General features: G+C 59.1%; 11 protein-coding genes. 9 read left to right on the forward strand and 2 right to left on the reverse strand.

The window, feature by feature from the left end; all coding sequences use genetic code 11:
* Positions 1 to 193 precede the first annotated feature (193 nt).
* The 4 genes from IB249_RS01160 to IB249_RS01175 are packed head-to-tail and all read left to right on the forward strand — an operon-like array spanning position 194 to position 4,704.
* Positions 194 to 1,183 carry an ABC transporter permease gene (locus IB249_RS01160; RefSeq protein ID WP_192301706.1) on the forward strand — a complete coding sequence of 330 codons (990 nt, stop codon included), beginning with the start codon at positions 194 to 196 and terminating at the stop codon, positions 1,181 to 1,183.
* On the forward strand, positions 1,180 to 2,031 hold the full coding sequence (locus tag IB249_RS01165; protein ID WP_192301707.1) for an ABC transporter permease: 852 nt from the start codon (positions 1,180 to 1,182) through the stop codon (positions 2,029 to 2,031). Before IB249_RS01160 ends, IB249_RS01165 begins: the two co-directional genes overlap by 4 nt.
* Before the next feature lie 15 nt (positions 2,032 to 2,046).
* Positions 2,047 to 3,051 (forward strand): aldo/keto reductase, encoded by a 1,005-nt coding sequence (locus IB249_RS01170; protein ID WP_192301708.1) that lies wholly within the window; start codon positions 2,047 to 2,049, stop codon positions 3,049 to 3,051.
* A gap of 57 nt (positions 3,052 to 3,108) precedes the next feature.
* On the forward strand, positions 3,109 to 4,704 hold the full coding sequence (locus tag IB249_RS01175) for an ABC transporter substrate-binding protein (protein ID WP_192301709.1): 1,596 nt from the start codon (positions 3,109 to 3,111) through the stop codon (positions 4,702 to 4,704).
* Between the two features lie 29 nt (positions 4,705 to 4,733).
* Here the strand turns inward: IB249_RS01175 and IB249_RS01180 are convergent, their stop codons facing one another.
* Positions 4,734 to 6,173: an HD domain-containing phosphohydrolase gene (locus IB249_RS01180; RefSeq protein WP_192301710.1), complete on the reverse strand. Its 1,440-nt coding sequence runs from the start codon at positions 6,171 to 6,173 to the stop codon at positions 4,734 to 4,736.
* Positions 6,174 to 6,282: 109 nt separating this feature from the next.
* Here IB249_RS01180 and IB249_RS01185 point away from each other — a divergent pair, with 109 nt between their 5' ends.
* Both IB249_RS01185 and IB249_RS01190 read left to right on the forward strand, forming a co-directional pair.
* Entirely contained in the window at positions 6,283 to 7,041 is a 759-nt protein-coding gene (locus IB249_RS01185; protein ID WP_192301711.1) for an alpha/beta fold hydrolase, read from the forward strand.
* A 176-nt stretch (positions 7,042 to 7,217) separates the two neighbouring features.
* On the forward strand, positions 7,218 to 8,252 hold the full coding sequence (locus IB249_RS01190; protein WP_192301712.1) for a sensor domain-containing diguanylate cyclase: 1,035 nt from the start codon (positions 7,218 to 7,220) through the stop codon (positions 8,250 to 8,252).
* A 77-nt stretch (positions 8,253 to 8,329) separates the two neighbouring features.
* Here the strand turns inward: IB249_RS01190 and IB249_RS01195 are convergent, their stop codons facing one another.
* Positions 8,330 to 8,539 (reverse strand): hypothetical protein, encoded by a 210-nt coding sequence (locus IB249_RS01195; RefSeq protein WP_192301713.1) that lies wholly within the window; start codon positions 8,537 to 8,539, stop codon positions 8,330 to 8,332.
* A 648-nt stretch (positions 8,540 to 9,187) separates the two neighbouring features.
* Here IB249_RS01195 and IB249_RS01200 point away from each other — a divergent pair.
* Genes IB249_RS01200 through IB249_RS01210 form a run of 3 tightly spaced genes read left to right on the forward strand, consistent with a single transcriptional unit; the run spans position 9,188 to position 15,121 of the window.
* Positions 9,188 to 11,611 carry a TerB N-terminal domain-containing protein gene (locus IB249_RS01200; protein ID WP_192301714.1) on the forward strand — a complete coding sequence of 808 codons (2,424 nt, stop codon included), beginning with the start codon at positions 9,188 to 9,190 and terminating at the stop codon, positions 11,609 to 11,611.
* Positions 11,608 to 12,903 (forward strand): ATP-binding protein, encoded by a 1,296-nt coding sequence (locus IB249_RS01205; protein WP_069557042.1) that lies wholly within the window; start codon positions 11,608 to 11,610, stop codon positions 12,901 to 12,903. Before IB249_RS01200 ends, IB249_RS01205 begins: the two co-directional genes overlap by 4 nt.
* Positions 12,878 to 15,121, forward strand: coding sequence for a DEAD/DEAH box helicase (locus tag IB249_RS01210; protein WP_192301715.1), 2,244 nt, complete (start codon positions 12,878 to 12,880; stop codon positions 15,119 to 15,121). The genes IB249_RS01205 and IB249_RS01210 overlap by 26 nt, the downstream gene beginning before the upstream one ends.
* The last annotated feature ends 43 nt before the right edge of the window (positions 15,122 to 15,164 follow it).

Below are 15,164 nucleotides of genomic sequence, written 5' to 3' on the forward strand. Positions count from 1 at the left end.
GAAAACTCGATTTGTTGCTGGAGGCCGACAGTAATCATCCCCCGGCGACCCGTCAATCGCTTGAACTTAACCGACGTATATCGTTTTTATCTATGCTTAGATAAACGCAAAAGCATAACGATAGAACTTTTTCCTTCATTGACAAAGGTTATAAGCAACCCGTTAATAGCGGCGCACTTGATGGAATCATTCAATGAAGAACTTGCTGATATTCAGCAACGCACTCTGGCGCGCGTTGTTGCACACCCTGCCGACCATGCTCGGTATTTTGTTGATCAACTTCCTATTACTGCAACTGGCACCGGGCGACGCCGCGGATGTCATGGCCGGCGAATCCGGTTCGGCCACCCAGGAAAGCCTCGCGGCCTTGCGCAGCCAGTTCGGTCTCGACCAGTCGATCGGCGTGCAGCTGTGGAACTACCTGAATAACCTCGCGCACCTCAACCTCGGCTATTCACCACGCTACGGCTCAACCGTCGAGGCGCTGATTTCGCAACGCCTGGGTACCACGTTGACCCTGATGCTGTTGGCGCTGACGTTCTCGCTGCTGATCGGCATCGCCCTCGGCATGCTCATGGCTCACTGGCACGGGCGCTGGCCGGATCGGTTGCTGTCGGTGTGCTCGCAGTTTTTCTATTCGGTGCCGGGCTTCTGGATCGGCCTGATGCTGATCGTGGTGTTCTCGGTCAAGCTCGGCTGGCTGCCCACCGGAGGCGCCGGGACCATTGGCGCTGACCTGCACGGCTGGGCCGCCGTCGTCGACACGCTGCGCTACATGGCACTGCCGGCCAGCTCACTGGCGCTGATCTACATCGCCATATACGCCCGCCTGACCCGTGCGTCCATGCTCGAGGCCGGCGCCCAGGACTATGTGCGCACCGCCACCGCCAAGGGCTTGTCGCCCTGGCTCATCACCTTCAAGCATGTGCTGCGCAATGCGCTGCTGCCGATCACCACCATGGCCGGGCTGCACCTGGGCGGCATGCTCGGCGGCGCCGTGGTGATCGAAACCGTGTTCAGCCTGCCGGGGCTCGGGCGACTGGCCTACGACGCGGTGATGGCTCGCGACTACAACGTCCTGCTCGGCATATTGCTGGTGTCGTCGCTGTTGGTGATCGCCACCAATGTCTTGGTCGACCTGCTGCAAACCTGGCTCGACCCGCGTATCCGGAGCCGTCGATGAGCGCGCCACGCAGCGCGGCGCTGCGACGTTTCGCGGGTAACCCGACGGCCATCGGCGGGCTGCTGTTTTTGCTCCTGGTCAGCGTGCTGGCGCTGATTGCGCCGCTGCTGTTCCCCGGCGATCCGCTGGCGATGGAGGCCGACGCCTTGCTGTGGCCGGGCCAGGACTGGCACTACCCGCTGGGCACCGATGCCCTGGGCCGCGATGTGCTGGCCGGGATCGTCCATGGCGGCCGCGTATCGCTGCAAGTAGGGATGCTCGCCAGCCTGTTCGGCGTGTCGCTGGGCCTGAGCGTCGGCGCGCTGGCCGGCTATTTCGGCGGGCGTGTCGACTATGCCCTGCAACGCCTGATCGAGATTTTCCAGACCATGCCCAGCTTCGTCCTGCTGGTGGCGCTGGTCGCGATTGCCCAGCCCTCGGTGCCGACGCTGATCTTCGCCATCGGCATCATTTCCTGGCCCACGGTCGCACGCCTGGTACGCGCCGAAGTGCGCTCGATCCGCGAGCGCGAATACATCCTCGCCGCCCGCAGCGTCGGCTACAGCCAACTACGGATCATTGTCCTCGAAGTGCTGCCGAACATCCTGCCGACGCTGATTGTCACCACCTCGATCATGGTCGCTTCGGCGGTGTTGATGGAGTCGGCGCTGTCGTTCATGGGCCTCGGCGATCCGAACCAGGTGAGCTGGGGCAGCATGATCGGCAGCGGCCGTGAACAGATCCGCAGCGCCTGGTACCTGACCGCCATTCCCGGTCTGGCGATCTTCCTCACGGTGCTTGCCTTCAACCTGATCGGCGACGGCCTGACCGACGCTTTCAATCCCCACCAGGCCAACGGCCGTCATTAACCCCGGAGTTCTTCCATGGAATATCGCTACCTCGGCCGCAGCGCCCTCAAGGTTTCACCGCTGACATTGGGCAGCATGATGTTCGGCGGTCCCACCGATGAAGCGACGTCCCATCGCATCATCGCCAAGGCTCACGAGCAAGGCATCAACTTCATCGACACCGCCGACGTCTACCATGACGGCCAATCGGAAAGCGTGGTAGGTCGGGCCATCCATGACACACGGCACCATTGGGTGCTGGCCACCAAGTTCGGCTATTCCCGGGCCGGGCGGCCCAATGTCGGCGGGCAATCGCGCAAGTGGATCATTCAGTCGGTGGAAGACAGCCTGCGGCGCCTGGGCACCGACTACATCGACATTCTGTACTTCCACCACGCCACCTTCGACGCTCCTTTGGGTGAAGGCGTGCGCGCCATCGCCGACCTGATCAGGCAAGGCAAATTGCGCCACTTCGGGGTCTCCAACTTCCGCGGCTGGCGGATTGCCGAGGTGGCGCAACTGGCGGACGAACTGGGCATCGACCGCCCGGTGGCCAGCCAGCCGCTGTACAACATCGTCAATCGCAGCGCCGAAGCCGAGCAGATTCCGGCGGCCCACCATTTCGGCCTCGGCGTGGTCACCTACAGCCCGCTGGCTCGTGGCGTGCTGACCGGCAAATATCGTCCGGACGTGCAGCCGGACGCTGACTCCCGGGTCGGTCGCAATGATAAACGCGTGCTGGAAACCGAATGGCGTCCGGAGTCTTTGAACGTGGCCCAACGCATCCAGGAACACCTGAGCGGCCGCGACGTGACCCCGGCGGACTTTGCCCTGGCCTGGGTGCTCAACAACCGCCAGGTCACCTCGGCCATCGCCGGGCCACGCACCGAAGCACAGTGGGACCAATATCAGCGAGCCTTGCAGGTGAAGATCAGCGCCGAAGACGAAGCGTTCGTCAATCAACTGGTCAGCCCTGGTCACACCTCGACACCAGGCTTCACCGACCCGGGTCATCCCGTTGAAGGTCGTACCCCGCGCTGATTTTCTTTCACCTGTCACGGGTTCGCCGCGCGAACCCGTGACCCACCGGATACCGCCATGAGCCTGACCCGACGCCAGTTGCTGGCCTACGCCAGCGCCACCACCACACTGCTGCAACTGACACCGCGCTTTTCCTTCGCCGAAGACACCCCGGTGCGTGGCGGCACGTTGAAAATGCACATCGCCATCGAACCGCCGATTCTGGTCAACCTGACCCACACTGCCGGCGCGGCGGTGTACATCACCGGCAAGATCACCGAGGGTTTGCTGACCTACGACCTCGATCTCAAGCCGCTGCCGCAACTGGCCACCGCCTGGACCGTCAGCGACGATGGCCTGGAATACACCTTCAGCCTGCGCCAGGGCGTGAAGTGGCACGACGGCCAGGACTTCACCGCCGATGATGTGGTGTTCTCGCTGCAGACCCTCAAGGCCTCCAACCCACGGGGCCGGGCGACATTCGCCAACGTCGCCAGCGTCACCGCGATCAACCCGCACCTGGTGCAGCTCAAATTGAGCAAACCGGCACCGTACCTGCTGACCGCCCTGGCGGCCTGCGAATCGCCCATCGTCGCCAGGCACGTGTACAAGGACGCCCGTCCGGAAACCCACCCGAACGCCACCGCGCCGATCGGCACCGGGCCGTTCGTGTTCAAGGAGTGGGTGCGCGGCAGCCATGTGATCCTTGAACGCAACCCCCACTACTGGGATGCAGGAAAACCGTATCTGGATCGGGTCATCGTGCGCTTCATCGCCGATTCGGCCGCCACAGTGGCAGCGCTGGAAGCCGGGGAAATCGACATTTCCACCGGTGGTGTGCCGCTGAGCGACATCGACCGGATCAAGGGCAACCCGCGCCTGAGCATCGAGGACCGCGGCGAGCCGTACATCAACGGCATTACCCGCGTCGAGTTCAACTTCGATAACCCGTACCTGCAACGGCACGCCGTGCGCAGCGCCATCGCCCATGCCATCAATCTCGAGTTCATCCGCAAGACCATCTTCCTCGGCTACGGCCAGCCGTTGTACGGACCGATCAGCCCGGACATGAAGCATTTTCATGCGCCGGACCTGCCCCGCTACGCTTTTGACGTGGCCAGGGCCAACCAGTTGCTCGACGAAGCCGGATTGCCCAGGGATGCCAAGGGCGTGCGTTTCAAGCTGACTCTGGACCCGCTGCCTGGCCCGGAAACCTACCGCCGTACCGCCGACTACATCAAGCAGGCCCTGGCGAAAATCGGCATCCAGGTCACCCTGCGCTCCCAGGACTTCGCCACCTATGTCAAACGGGTCTACACCGACCGCGACTTCGACTTCACCCTCAATGGCATGAGCAACCTGTTCGACCCGACCGTGGGTGTGCAGCGCCTGTACTGGTCGAAGAACTTCCAGCCGGGCGTGCCCTTCTCCAACGGTGCGCATTACAGCAATCCGAAAGTCGACCAGTTGCTGGAAGCGGCGGCTGTGGAAACCGACGTGGGCAAACGCTTCGACTTGTTCGCCGAATTTCAGCGAACCATCGTCGAGGACTTGCCGGACCTGGGCATTTCAACCCTGGTGAACCCGATTGTTTATGACAAGCGGGTCAATCGGTTCTTCGTGGGTGCGGAAGGCCTGGGAAGTAATGCGGCGGAAATTTTCATCAGGTCTTGAGCCGCGACGCCGCACACCCTGCGTGAAACTCAGATCAGCCCCAGCGTCAGCGCCTTGAGTGTCGCCGCGGCACGGGTGGTGCATTGCAGTTTGCGGAACACGCTCTCGACGTGGGTGCGCACCGTGCTCGGGCTGATGCCGAGCTGGCGTGCCACCTCCTTGTTGCTACCCCCCATGCTGATGCGCTGCAGGATTTGCGTTTCACGCTCGCTCAGCGGGCTGTCGTTGGTTTTGCAGGGCGCTACCGCACGCTCGCCGCGTGCAGCGGCAATCACCGCCTGGCAGGCCCGAGGGTCGAAACGCCCCTGCGCGGCCTCGTCGAGGATCAGGCGTTCGGCGTCCCCCTCGCTCAACGCTGGCCGCCAGGGGCGCACGGAGCGCAAGGCCTGCCAGGCGAGCGCCGCCGCCAACAGGCGATGTTCCGGTTGCAGGGCATCGCCGTCGAGGCCCTTGAAGTAGCCGCTGCCATCGAGCCGCTCGTAGGCATTGGCGGCGATTCGGCCAGGGGCTGCCAGTTCCGCGATCTGGTTGCAGGCACGCGAGGTCCAGTAAGGCACCAGCCGGACCTGTTCGAGATCGCCGTCCAGCAACGGTCCGGCCATGTTCCAGATGCGATTGGGCACGGCCGCACGGCCGACCCCATGAATCAACGCCGCCTTGCCCAATTGCTCGACGGCCGGCTCCGCCAGCCCCCAGAGCCTGGCGGCGTCCCGCACCAGCTCGGCGGAACGGCGCGAGTAACCCGCCAGCCAGGGAACCTTGAGGTCGATGACGTCTCCGACCAGGGTGAGAGGGACCTGTGCCCTGAGCGCAGGCGAGTGTGAGTCAGCGGTCTGCGGCTGGCGCAGCGCGTCCAGCCAGTCCACGGCGTTGCGCGTCAGCTCGGCGGCCAATGCGGCCGGGTAACGACGATTGGCCTGGCTGGCGATCCACTCCAGCGCGGCGTCCAGCCCATGCACCCGCGCGAGAATCTCCAGGTCACCGGCCAACAGCACTTGGTAAACCACCTGCGGTACATCGGGATGGCGCAATTCACCGGGGTTGCCTTCACCGTCGAACTGCTCAAACACATGCCGCAGCCCCAGCTCTACCGGGGCGCTCAGGCCGAGTGTCTGGGCGATGTCACCCGCCACCTCGCAATGCACCTGGGCCAAGGGTGCCGATTTGCGCATGGCGCGCAAGCCTGCCGCGCCGAGTGTGTGAGTGAGCATGGCGTTACGGCCGCCGACGTCATCGCCGAGCAGGCGCATGAAGCCTTCGGCGTTGGCGGTGCAGCCCGACCAGCGCAGCAGGGACACCTGACGCGCCACTTCGGTGTGCTCGCCGGCGCCGTCGCAGGACTGCGCGAGCATCTGCGCCAGACGCGCGGCACGGCGCGACTGATCCGTGGGTTGCCCCATGCTCAGGTCGCCTACCACGGACAAACACAGGATCGCGCTTTCCAGCTCGATGCCATCACTCTCGCGCATATCGCTCTCCATGATTCACTCGGTTTTTGCCCGGCCTCGGATAAACGACCGATACCGGACCCTGCCTGAATTCCTGAAACTGATCCCATCAACCACAGGAGATTCCACCATGTTCAAACCCAAGGCTATCGCCCTCGCACTCGCCATGACCACCTCCCTGTTCGCCGCTGCCAGCCACGCCGCCCCGCAACCCTCGGTGGTGATCGTACACGGCGCTTTCGCCGACGGCTCCGACTGGGCCAAGGTCGTTCCTTTGCTGCAAGCCGAAGGCATCAAGGTGACCGTGGTGCAAAACCCGTTGACCTCGCTGGCCGACGACGTCGCCGCCACCCAGCGCGTACTGAACAACCAGGACAACGATGTGGTGCTGGTCGGGCACTCCTGGGGCGGTACAGTAATCAGTCAGGCCGGTACTGACCAGAAAGTTCGTGGCCTGGTGTACGTCGCCGCGTTTGCCCCCGATGCCGGTCAGGCCGTCAAGGACCTGGGCAAGGAGTACCCTGCGCCGGTCGGCACCAAGGACATCGCCGCCGATAAAAACGGTTTCCTGTACATGACCCCCAAAGGCATGGCCACCGGCTTCGCCCAGGATCTGCCGGCCGCACAGACGGCCGTCATGGCCTCTACACAGGGACCGATCCGCGCCGCCGCGTTTGAAGACAAGACCAGCGTCGCGGCCTGGAACGGCAAACCGTCCTGGTACGTGGTGGCCCGTGAAGACCGCATGATCCAACCCGACCTGCAACGCGCATTTGCCAAGAAGATCAAGGCGCAGGTCACCGAGGTCGAATCAAGCCACGTGCCACAACAGTCGCGCCCTGCGGATGTGGCCAAGGTCATCATCGACGCGGTGCGTAAAACCCAGTGAGTCAACGCTGCACCATGACAGGCGCCCCACGCCTGTCACGGTGACAGGGGGACCCTCCAGGCCGGAGGTGTCCCACGACATTCAGTCTTCCATTAGCCAGGGCCCTCCCCGGGCTGTAAAGTTGGCCGCCGACACGTCGATAATCGATAAACCTTTTCAGCGACCGGCAGGCTTAGATGGATCAGCTTCTTTCTCTTCTCTCCGAGACCATTCCCAAAGCCCATAACCTGGAGCAACTGACGCGACCGTTGCTGGCCCTGCTCAGCCAGGTCACGGGAATGGAATCGACCTACCTGACCACCATCGACACCGACGAAGGCCTTCAGCGTGTCGAGTTCGCGCGCAACGCCGGTGACCTGGTGATCCCGGAAGGCCTCGTCGTGCCATGGGCCGATACGCTGTGCAAACGGGCGCTGGACGAGAACCGCCTGTACTCGGATGACGTTGCCGACTGCTGGGGCGATTCCGAAGCCGCGGCGACCCTGGGCATCCAGACCTACGTGAGTGCGCCCATCAAATCCCACGATGGAGAGGTGCTGGGAACCGTCTGCGCCGCCAGCTCGGATCGGGTGCCGCGCACGCCCGAAGCGGAACCGTTGCTGATGCTGCTGTCGGGGCTGCTGGGCTATTCACTGGAACGTGAACGGCTGGTGGAGCGGCTGCAGGTGGTCAACGCCGAGTTGACCCGACTGGCCCTGTCGGACCCGCTGACCGGTTTGTCCAACCGACGCGCCATTCTCAGCGATGCCACACGCCTGCTCGCCCTCGCGGAACGGGAAAACAAGTACCTGCTCATGGGCGTCATCGATCTCGACGGCTTCAAGCTCGTCAATGATACCCACGGCCACCTTGCCGGCGACGAGCTACTGCGCGGTGTCGCCATCCGGCTGCAACAGGCCCTGAGAACCAGCGATATCATCGGACGTACCGGGGGTGACGAGTTCATCGCAATCGCCCTGGGCACACCGTCCGAACACCCGGCCCAGGCCAAAGACATGCAGCATGCCGCCGAACGGCTGCAGGATCGCCTTTCCAAAGCGACCATCGGACGTTACGAGTTGGGTCATGGTCTGGACGATATCCACTACCCCGGCGCCAGCGTGGGCGTCGTGGCGGTGATGCCGAAAAACATGACGGCGGACGAAGTCATCAAGCTGGCTGATCACGAGATGTACAGGGTGAAGCAGCAGCGCAAGCGACTCAGCGTGTAGGAAGAACACGCTCGCCTGGGAGCGGAGTTCCTGAGGCACTGATGCCGAAATGAGCTTTCAGCAAGTAACGGACCCGCTTAGTGGAGGGTGACAACTCTGCGGCTTTCGCCAATCCTGATTCGATCCAAAGCCCGATTCAAGGCATCCAGAGCATCCAGGAGCGCTTTCGCCTCCGCCTCACGGCCATTGCCCCAAAGGCGTTCAGCCATTTTGTTCAGGGCCTGAATGGACCGTTCGATATCGGCAGCCGTCGTTGACGCTCTTTCTTCAGGAAGGTTCTTTGGCATTGGGAAGCCTCTTCAAGGCGATGCCCTGTTGTGACGTTGAACGAGTACACCACCTGACGTAGGCACCGCACTCACCAGGCAGATCCTGCAACGATGGGAAATTTATCACTATTAAAATGCCACTACGAGACTACGTCTTGAAAGCTTCCAAAACTTCACTCTGGATTTTTCCAAGCGAGTATTTACTTGAGCTCCAGCGGTGTTCTGCTCTATGAGAGTCCAGGAACCTCCATCAAGAGCCGACGTTTTTGTGGGGGTAAAAAGTTGGGGAAGTCCGTTTCGTGGCCAAATTACCATCGAAGAATTCGAGGCACTGATTGCGAACGATCAGGGCTTAGGCGCACGCCGCGGCTAGTCGAAAAGAGATGGCCAACGCAACAATCCTAGCTTCTGCAACAGGGGCTGACATCATCGACTTAGTGAGCATCCACTTCTGACCGGTAGCTGCCACAATGAATCGCAGCCATCAGCAATGGAGGGGGATGATCTGCGCGCGTCATGCTGAAAAGCTACTTCTGATGATTGTAGCTATTCGTGCGCGAGCAAAAATTTTCCGATCAATAGCGTTCCTCAGCCCATGGTTCTCGTAGGGCAATTATCGGATACTGCCATTGCGCCAGCACCCATCTTTCAAGGTTGAAACGACTCATGGCAAGGAAGAAGGCAAAAAACTCTACAAGTAACGGCATCCTGATCATTTTCGCTCTGGCATTCGGCGCAGTCGCATCGATCCCGAAAAATGCTTGGATCGCCATTGGTGTTATTGCTTGCATTGCCGCGGTTTTTTGGCTGCTGGTTCGTCGCTCAAGGCGACAGGCCGAGCAATTGTCAGTGGCCGTTTCGGAGACTGAACATCTGCGAGAACATCAACGGTCAGGCATCACTTTCTCTATCCGTGAGGTTTCAGGGAGCAATATGGGCACAGAGGAAAACTCTGATTTTTACACTGTCCAACTCGGCTCAGCATCTTCAAAGTCCTTCAAAATTCCAAATGCGAGCACGCAAAAACCTGATGTTCGCTGGGTGCCAGCAGGTGAATCTGTCACCGTTTCCGGTTTTTCAATTCCCGATGGCATGTTCTATATGGGCAGCGTGCTAGGTGGCCGGCACGATGCCGAAGAACCCTCACTGATAAACCCCAAGCTCCGTATCGCAAAGACACACGTCGATCTAGAAGAACGGCTGATGTCCTATTGGCCCAGTTTTCACTCCATCACGTCAGAGGCTCGCCGTGGATACCTTCAATGGCTGGAGGGCGGTCGTCGTGCCCCACTGGCAGACACCGGCTACGTCTTTTTGTATTTCTATGGTCTAGAGCGTCGAGCACTCGTTGACGCAGTGAGTGACCCGGGCGTCAAGGCTGAGCTTCCTTTGATCGTCGAAGAAGTCCGACGCCTATTGAGTATCTACGGGGAAAATAGGTCGTTCAGGGGATATGCAGAAGGTTTTCTGGATTACCTGAGCAACACCAAGATCGATCCAGAACTTTACCTTGGCCCACCTCCCAACGTTGTCGCCTATAGCTACGAGATGCCACTGCCACTGCGCGTAGGTCTGGGGCAATTCGCCTCCAACAAGCGCCCTCTTGATGCCGATTGGGCATTAGCCTGGACGCTAGCTGATCCCAACATCAGCAAACGCACGCCCGTGACCCGCTGTAAGGATGTCTTTTCGAGACTGTTTAAGCTTAAGTACACGAGCGCCCATCCTAAGGGGCTTATCCTGGCGCAGAACAAGACCAAGCTTAAAACCAGCTATCGGCCGGCCTCCGCGGTCTTAATGGCCCCCACGCTTAGCTTGGGTGACCTTCCTGATGTCCTGGCCACGTCAGGCACACGAAAAAGCCTGCAGTTGCTGGTTGAGCTATGCACTACCGAGCTTGAACCATACAGCCGATATTTGGGCCGCAACCCTGAAAGCGCAGAAGCTCTCGAAGGTCTTCTGCAGCTTCCCGTCACTCTCTGGCCGACGGCAGCCCGTACAGAATTGGACGAGCTTCAACTCAGAATTGGCGACGACCTGATTGTCATGAGCTTTGGCGAACTCGCAGGCCGGTTCAAGAGCGCCGGCGCCCTGTCCCGCGACAAAGTACTTGCACTTGCCCGCGCATTGGAATCGCTTCACATTGGTATTGAACCCGACGTACTGGCTGGCAGTAAGACACCGAAGGCAGAGGATCAAATCGCGCTGTTCGTGACTCAACCAGAAGACGGGTCACTGCGAGCTTCTGCAGCTTATAATGCTGCTTCGGTGACGCTCGACCTTGCTAGTGCTGTGGCTTCTGCCGATGGTGATACCTCCACTGAGGAAGTTACGCTGCTTGCTCAACACATCGACTCCTGGAATCACCTAAGTGTGGCCCATCGCAAACGCCTTAAAGCACACCTGCGAATCCAGATCCAGCAACCGCCAACGCTGGCCAGCCTGAAGAAAAAACTCGACCCACTAACGGTCGAAGCCAAACGCACGATTGCCAGCTTCCTGGCCCATCTGGCGCAAGCTGATGGCATCGTCAGCCCATTGGAAGTGAAACTTCTTGAGCGCGTTTACAAGGCCCTGCAGCTAGACAGTCAGTTGCTGTACAGCGATCTCCACGGCGCTGCATCTGGAGCAAGTATTGCCTCCGTAAAACCAAAAGCCGGCATTCCTCGTTCCGAGCCTGGAACCCCGATCACCGCCACTGCGAATCAAGGGTTCGTGCTTGATCACGAGCGCATTGCAGAACTGCAACGAGAAACCGCAGAGGTCTCCGCCCTCCTTGCCAAAGTCTTTACTGATGACCAGGTTGATGAACCGGAACAGTTGGTCGATGTGGCAGGATCAGTACAAGAGTCGAGTGCAGACATTGATGGTCTCGATTTAGAACACTCTGCATTCCTTCGGTTGCTGATCTCACGCCCTGAGTGGAGCCGCTCCGAACTTGAAGCTGCCGCCAGCGACATGGAGCTGATGCTCGATGGTGCCCTGGAACAGATTAACGACATGGCTTTTGAACGTTTCGACATGCCCGTCACTGAGGGTGATGACCCTGTCGAGATCAATACAGACATTCTGGAAGAGTTAGCCCTATGAGCACTATCAGAGCCAAGGATCGCGATGCGGTCATCCAGTCGCTACGCGCAGGCGTCGTTCCTCGCGTGGGCCAACACCTGATTCAGGTTGGCCGGGTAGGCGAACTAGATGCACTGATCAAGGACGTCAATCGCCTGGTTGAAAGTGGATCGGCATTTCGAGTCGTCATTGGCGAGTACGGTGCAGGCAAGACGTTTTTTCTGAACCTAGTACGAGCCATTGCCATGGAGCGCAAGCTTGTCACCATGCATGCCGACTTGAACCCAGATCGCAGATTACATGCCACGGGTGGACAAGCACGTTCGCTTTACTCCGAGTTGGCTAAAAACATGTCGACGCGTACGAAGCCCGACGGTGGGGCTATGCAAGGCATTGTTGAGAAATTCATCTCTCAGGCCAAAACCGAAGCCAAGGCGGCGGGTACAGACAGCGAGACTGTTATTCGTGCTCACTTGGCCGAGCTGACCGAGATGGTCAACGGGTATGATTTTGCGGAGGTGATTGCCGCCTATTGCCGAGGTTTCGAAGAAGGCAACGAGCAGCTCAAGGCCGACGCCATCCGTTGGTTGCGTGGAGAGTTCACCACTAAGACTGATGCCCGAGCAGCCTTGGGCGTACGAACCATCATTGATGATGCCTCCGTCTACGATCAGCTCAAGCTCCTGTCGAGATTCGTCAGACTTGCAGGTTTTGGCGGTCTGATGATCTGCCTCGACGAACTGGTCAACCTCTACAAACTGGCCAATACCCAAGCTCGTAATGCCAATTACGAACAGATCCTCCGTATCCTCAATGACTCTCTGCAGGGATCGTCCGAAGGGCTTGGTTTCGTTTTAGGTGGCACGCCTGAGTTTTTGATGGACACTCGTCGGGGGCTATTCAGCTACCCTGCCCTGCAATCTCGATTGGCCGAGAACTCGTTTGCAAAATCAGGATTGGTGGATCTGTCGGGGCCGGTCATTCGCCTGACCAGCCTGACCCCGGAAGACTTCTACGTGCTGCTTCAGAAACTTCGTCACGTATACGCTGGCGGGGATGTCGAAAAATACTTACTACCTGACGAAGCGCTCCCCTTGTTCATGGCGCATTGTAATCAGCGCCTGGGAGAAGCTTACTTCCGCACGCCACGTACCACGATCACAGCGTTCATCAACCTGCTCGCCATCTTGGAGCAAAACCCGGGCGCCGATTGGCGAATGCTGCTTGGAGCTGTCGAGGTCGCCAGGGACTCAGGCGGCGAAGACGATACCAAAGTCGATGCGGACGATGAACTTGCCACCTTCACACTCTGAGTCATCGGGTTTCGATCAACTTGAGTCCCGAATCCAGAGATGGGTTTGGGCGGAAGGCTGGACTTCCTTGCGCGACGCCCAGGAATGGGCGGTACCTGTTCTGGTGGATGCCGATCAGGATGTCATCATCGCCGCAGCAACAGCGGCAGGCAAAACCGAGGCTGCTTTTCTTCCCATACTCACCAATTTGCTGAATCGTGATGATCCACCCGGTTCGGTGCTGTATATCAGCCCGCTCAAGGCCCTGATCAACGACCAGTGGGACAGGTTAAGCCGTCTTTGTGAGCAGCTTGAGATTCGCGTAGTGGCTTGGCACGGGGACATCTCCTCAAGCAAAAAACATCGCTTTTTGAAGTCCCCTGAGGGGGTGCTTCTGATCACTCCTGAATCCCTTGAAGCCCTGTTCGTCAACCGCGGTTCAAGTCTTGGCGGGGTGTTCCAGCACCTGCGTTATATCGTCGTGGATGAGCTGCATGCGTTCATCGGTAGCGAACGAGGCAAGCAACTTCAGTCGCTAATGCATCGGGTAGAACTTGTTGCCGGCCACCGTCTCCCTAGAGTCGGGCTCTCAGCCACCCTCGGCGATATGAAGATGGCGTCGGAGTTTTTGCGCCCGGGAAATGCCGATGGCGTTACCGTCATTGAATCAAAAAGCTCCAACCAGACTCTCCAGGTGCAAGTTCGTGGTTACATTCAGCCACCCATGAGCGAGCTCAAGAAGAAGCCCGTAAAGCTCTCTGACCAGGCGGAAAATGAAGACGAGACAGAGAACGAGGCAAGCCCAGACTTCGCGATCGCTGATCATCTTTACAAGGTGTTACGCGGCAGTAACAACCTGATTTTCCCAAACAGCCGGTCTCAGGTCGAATGGTACGCAGATCAACTGCGACGGCGCTGCGAGAAAGACGGCGTGCCTAACGAATTCTGGCCTCATCACGGTAGCCTTTCGAAGGACTTACGTGAGCAAGCAGAACATGCTCTCAAGGCAGGGACTCATGCAGCATCCGCGATTTGCACCACGACGCTTGAGCTCGGCATAGACATCGGCAGCATCAAAACAGTCGTGCAGATTGGTGCCCCACCATCGGTGGCGAGTCTACGACAACGTCTAGGGCGATCGGGAAGGCGCCCAGGAGAAAAAGCAACGCTGCGCATTTACTGCAAGGAATCGCCACTCAAAGATGGATCGAGCCTCTCGGATCAACTGCGCCAAGGCTTGGTTCAAACCATTGCCATGGTTCGACTGCTGGCTAAGGGGTGGTTTGAACCTCCCAGGGCTCAAGGCATTCACGCGTCCACCCTCGTTCAACAATGTCTTTCAGTGATTGCCCAGTGCGGCGGTGCATCTGCCGCAGATCTCTGGAAAAGTTTGATTGCTGAAGGAGCATTTCCAAAAGTTGAAAAACCAGACTTTGTGAAACTGCTAAAGGCGCTCGGAGAACACGAGCTCATTGTTCAGGACAGCTCAGGATTGCTGCTTCCTGGGACGGTTGGAGAGCGATTGATCAACCACTATGAGTTCTACAGCGCATTCACCAGCGACGAAGAATTTCGCCTTGTATGCGATGGTAGGGCACTGGGATCTGTGCCGGTAAGCCGTCCACTAACCAAGGATCAGCGCATTATTTTCGGAGGCCGGAGGTGGCAGGTTCGTGATGTTGATCTCCAGGCTAAAGTCATCATCGTTTCAGCAGCACGCGGTGGTGCCCCTCCTCAGTTCGACGGTCTGGGTGCGATGGTGCATGACAACGTACGACAAGAAATGCGAGCCGTCTTGGCAGACACACTCCCCTGCCCCTTTATTGATCAAGGGGCTCAAGAGCTTCTCGACGAGGCTCGAAAGACATTTGTTTCGCTGGGCCTTGGTAAGCGCTACATAGTTGAGGCGGGCGGCAAGTGTTATCTGATGAGCTGGCTAGGTGATCATGCCAACGATGCACTGCGCTTGTTACTCAATCATGTCGGCCTTTCTTGTGATAACGCTGGCCTTACCATTGAGGTTGATGCCGACATCGGTCGAACCCAAATGGCACTGAAAGAAGTCGGAAGCCTGGATGCTGCTGATCTAGACTCGATACTTTCGGAGGTGGAAAACATGCTGCGCGAAAAGTGGGATTGGGCACTGCCGCAATCCTTGCTGATGAAGTCGTTTGCTTCCATCTCGCTCGATATCTCGACCGCAATTCTTTTTGCACAGAGTCATTCTCTGGAAAAATAAGCGGAAGAAACCGCACTGCGTTGCGCCGACGCGACTACGCGCG

It is taken from the genome of Pseudomonas sp. PDM04 (genome assembly GCF_014851765.1).
GTDB lineage: Bacteria > Pseudomonadota > Gammaproteobacteria > Pseudomonadales > Pseudomonadaceae > Aquipseudomonas.